A 3,439-nucleotide genomic window follows, 5' to 3' on the forward strand; every position below is an offset into this window, starting at 1 on the left:
ATATTAATAATTATTGTCAAATTAATATTAAAATAGTAATAATTTTGAGATTATAATTATTTATTCATTGTAGTTTTAGGTGATTAATATGATGAGGATAAGTATGTCTTTGCCAAAAAAGCTTTTGGCAGAATTTGATGAAGTTTTAAAGGATAGAGGTTACCAATCACGTTCAAAAGGTATTCGTGATGCATTAAGTGATTATATTTTAAGATACCAATGGATGAATGAAATGGAAGGTCAAAGAGTAGGTGTCATCACCATTATCTACGATCATCATTTCACAGGTGTTATGGAAAGCCTTGCAAACATCCAGCATGACTTCAGAAAGGAAATCAATGCAAGTATGCATATTCACATGACTCAAAAATACTGTATGGAAGTAATTGTTGTAAACGGTGATGTTACACATATTAGGGACTTGACTGAAAAAATGATGAGACTTAAAGGTGTGGAACACGTAAAACTTACTTCTACCGCAAATGGTGAGTCATTAGAACATGACCACAATCATGACCATGATCATGACCATGATCACTATTAATTAATTTTATTTGTTTAATCAGCAAAGGGATTTCTTTATATGTTTTAATCATATAAAGGTATCTTCACTTTTTTTTAATTTTTATTCTATTTTTATCTATTTTTTTAAATCATTAAATCATTTTGAGTGCTGTTATGAAATTTAAAGTAAATTCTTATCATTTTAAGCTTTTGAGAGATTTTGAAAGACTTAGTGCATTTAAGGAAGCTATTGATGATTATGCCAAATCTGGTATGGGAAAAAGTCCTGTTGGTTCAAGGGTGGCCTTTGATTTGGGATGTGGATCTGGTGTTTTAAGCTATTTTGCTTGTCCGCATATGGATAGGATTATAGCAATTGAATTAAATAATTCAAGCTATCAATTAGCTAAAGAGAACCTTAAAGAATTTGATAAGATTCAAGTCTTCAATGATGATATATTGAGCTTCGATTTCAGTAAATTAAATGAAAAGGCGGACTTGATTATTTGTGAAATGTTGGACACTGCATTGATTGATGAGGAAGAGGTTCCGGTATTGAACCATGCCAAAAAATATCTGAAAGATGATGGAAAGATAATCCCTGAAGGAATTATCAACTCTGCAGAAGCTGTTTTTATGAATAATCATTTCATTCAGTATGAGGATGATGAATACAGTCCTGTTTATATTGTTCTAGGTGGTTCAATAATCTATAGCGAATTCAATTTCTTGGATGATATCGATTGCAATTTCAGTGCAATGATTGATCTGAAGATTTATGATGAAAATGAACTAATGGAAATGGGTTTTGAAGAAGAGATTTCAAATGAAAGATTTGAAAAATTCGATTTCAAGGATAATTTTAATATCAAGGAAAATAAATTAAAGATTAATGGTATCAAGATTACAAGTTTTACCAAATTGAATGAAAAGATTATTTGTGGACCTACACCTATGATGAATCCATCCATGCTGGTTCCAATTGAAGAGATTGATGTAAATTGTGGAGATACAGTCAGGATAAAGTTGGAATATGTGATGGGTGGCGGTGTTGAAACCATAAAAACTGAGATTTTGGATATTATTCATAATTAAATGATATGGTATAAACAATGTTCAATGATTGTAAAATACTCTGAATATATAAAGTTTTTAGTTGTATTTCAAGTGTAAAATTTTTTAGGATTTTCAAGAATTTTTTAAAGTGATAAAATGCCAAATAATTTTGATGAAATAAGTAAGGAGATAGATTTATTTTTAGAGAATTGCGATAATCTTCTTATTTTAGGTATTGGGAATGATATTCGTGGAGATGATGGTTTAGGACCTTATATTATTAATCAATTATCTATTTTAAAAGATTCTATTTTGAATAATTCAAATCAAAATGATTTAAAAGAGAATATTAATCAAAAAATTCCTATGGATAAAGATAATGATTTTGAGTTTTTTGATAATGTATTTGATATTAACACTGGAAATACACGTCTAGATGAAGGTCTTGATTCGTATTTTAGCGAATTAAATGTTGATGTAAATGAGTCATTGGTGGAAAGACTGAATAATACATTTTTGATCAATGGTGGTTCAGTACCTGAAAATTTCACAGGATTGATAAAAAAATGTGACCCTTCCCACATAATTCTTATTGATGCCAGTTTGATGAACAAGGAAGCTGGTGAAATAAATATTGTCAATAAGGACAATATTGTTGATATTAGCATTTCAACTCACTCAATGTCATTATCCTATTTGATTAAATATCTTGAGTTGGAAAAGGATTATGATATTCTTTTTATTGGAATAGAACCTGAAATCATGGATTTGTCCTTTGAATTATCTCCTAAAATCAAGGATTCATCAGATATGCTCATTAGATTATTGTTTGATAAAATTGTGGATATTTAATTTATATTTTAATTTATATTTTAATTAATTGCTGTTTTTTAAGTAAATTTTATTTAATAAGATTTTAAATATATTATTAGATAAGGAATTCAAGTGTGATTTTATGAAAGTTTTGTTTATCGGATCAAGATTATATGATGATGTGGCTTATCATGTTGATAAATTAGGAATTGAAAGCATAATTACAGAATCAAATGAAGAAGCTCCTAATTTGGATTTGGCTACAAAATATTATATCGTTCCAAGAGGAATGGAAAAACCAATGGAAGTTGCTATTGAAGAAAAGGTAGATGCAATTGTTCCTCTTCTTGGTATTGATCCACCATTGATGGCTGTAGCTCTTATGAAAGAGGAAATTGAGGAAAAACATAATATCCCAGTTATCTCTTCAAATGTTAATGCAGTTGCAATAGCATCAGATAAGATAAAAACCAAGGAATTCTTTAAATCAATTGATCTCAATGTTCCACCTGCAAATGTCTTGAATAAGAATGACTTTGAAACCGAAGAGGAATTTATTGAAAAATTAGGTTTCAGCTTCCCTATTGTCTTAAAGCAAGGTGAAGGTCAAGGTGGTAAGGACATTTGCATTACAAATGAATTCACTGATGTATTGGAATATTTTGAGAATTTTGATGAAGCTCTCATTGAAAAATTCATTGAAGGAAGCGAAGTTTCCATAGAAGTTATCGGATGGAATGGAGAATATCTGCCATTGGTGCCTGTTTATAAGGGAGAAACCAATTTGGAAGGAATACATCCGATCAAACGTCTTAGATATGGTCCTTGTGATTTTAAAGAGATGGATAATGAAGAGTTTAGGAAAATAGCTAAACACATTGCAACTAAGCTTAAATCTGAAGGAACCATAGATATGGATTTAATCTATTCAAAAGAGGAAAATAAGGTTTATGCAATTGAAATAAACACCCGTCCAAGCGGAACCAGATACCTTTCATTTGCCTGCACTGACTTGAATCCATTGAATCTGCTTGTAGACATTGCCAGCGGGAATTTTAATGTAGAA

General features: G+C 30.0%; 4 protein-coding genes. All 4 read left to right on the plus strand.

Going from position 1 to position 3,439, the window contains the following annotated elements; all coding sequences use genetic code 11:
• Window positions 1-88: 88 nt before the first annotated feature.
• Window positions 89-544, plus strand: coding sequence for a nickel-responsive transcriptional regulator NikR (nikR, locus tag ACKI67_RS01945; RefSeq protein ID WP_407461712.1), 456 nt, complete (start codon window positions 89-91; stop codon window positions 542-544).
• A 134-nt stretch (window positions 545-678) separates the two neighbouring features.
• On the plus strand, window positions 679-1,599 hold the full coding sequence (locus ACKI67_RS01950; protein WP_407461713.1) for a methyltransferase domain-containing protein: 921 nt from the start codon (window positions 679-681) through the stop codon (window positions 1,597-1,599).
• Window positions 1,600-1,716: 117 nt separating this feature from the next.
• On the plus strand, window positions 1,717-2,412 hold the full coding sequence (hycI, locus tag ACKI67_RS01955; RefSeq protein WP_407461714.1) for a hydrogenase maturation peptidase HycI: 696 nt from the start codon (window positions 1,717-1,719) through the stop codon (window positions 2,410-2,412).
• A 103-nt stretch (window positions 2,413-2,515) separates the two neighbouring features.
• A partial coding sequence (locus tag ACKI67_RS01960; RefSeq protein WP_407461715.1) for an ATP-grasp domain-containing protein occupies window positions 2,516-3,439 on the plus strand: 924 nt, incomplete at its 3' end.

The organism is Methanobrevibacter sp., from assembly GCF_045577275.1.
Taxonomy (GTDB): Archaea; Methanobacteriota; Methanobacteria; order Methanobacteriales; family Methanobacteriaceae; genus Methanobrevibacter.